This is a genomic window from Mesorhizobium sp. CNPSo 4689, from assembly GCF_057784325.1.
The window spans coordinates 1-566 of record NZ_JBWLUZ010000108.1; the positions used below are offsets into that span (position 1 = coordinate 1).

A 566-nucleotide genomic window follows, 5' to 3' on the forward strand; every position below is an offset into this window, starting at 1 on the left:
AGCAAGAAGCCATCCAGCCTCCATAACGCTGTTATCTCGATCGTCCATTTCCTTGCTCCTCATGCCGACTTCACTGGTGCACAACGAGGCCACAATGGGTTCGTTCCCCCGATGGGCCATGGTCCGATAGGGCGCCGGACCGAAGTCCAAGCATCAAAGGCAGAGGACCGATGGGGCAACCAAGGCGTTGACTACACATTGGTATCGGGCTGCCGAGCAAAGTCCCTTCATCGGCGGCAAACCTAGGTGCCCGCTACTGTTCCCGCGGCGGCGGGCACCTAATCATCCGGCTGACCTCGCAAACAGCCGGCAACGGGGGTCGCGTGTCGCTACGGCTGGACGTAGCTAGCCGGCTACTTCTTTCACTTCCCTTTTAAGCCTATTGGTTTGGGGCCGCCGATAGTGCGAATGGTAAGATGAAGAACGCCGAATTCGACCGAACGTGCGCCCCGATCTGTCTCATAGCCCTTGGCCATGAGACCGCGTTGAAGCAACGCCCGCACTGCCTCAGCACGGTTAGGAAGTCTTTTCTCAAATCGCCAAGCATCCAGGACAGCGAGTTCCTC

The 566-nt window shown here is 58.3% G+C and carries 1 protein-coding gene; it reads right to left on the reverse strand.

From position 1 onward, the window contains the following. Nucleotides 1-362 precede the first annotated feature (362 nt). Nucleotides 363-566, reverse strand: a 204-nt coding sequence (locus AC04SI_RS33345; RefSeq protein WP_488475738.1) for a hypothetical protein, incomplete at its 5' end; no start/stop codon positions are given.